At 64.9% G+C, this 202-nt stretch carries 1 protein-coding gene; it reads left to right on the forward strand.

Annotated features, from left to right (window positions below):
• Positions 1–202 (forward strand): hypothetical protein (locus F3J18_RS37775; protein WP_205195750.1); only part of this gene is annotated, 202 nt, incomplete at both ends.

Consider the following 202-nt stretch of genomic DNA (forward strand, 5'->3'; position numbering starts at 1 on the left):
GCATCGGCTCCTTGTCCACCGGCCTCAGCTCGACCAACAGCAACGTCGCTTCGCTGTCCAGCTCGACCTCGACCGGCATCGGCTCCTTGTCCACCGGCCTCAGCTCGACCAACAGCAACGTCGCTTCGCTGTCCAGCTCGACCTCGACCGGCATCGGCTCCTTGTCCACCGGCCTCAGCTCGACCAACAGCAACGTCGCTTC

This window comes from Burkholderia sp. Ax-1720 (genome assembly GCF_011753035.1).
Taxonomy (GTDB): domain Bacteria; phylum Pseudomonadota; class Gammaproteobacteria; order Burkholderiales; family Burkholderiaceae; genus Burkholderia; species Burkholderia gladioli.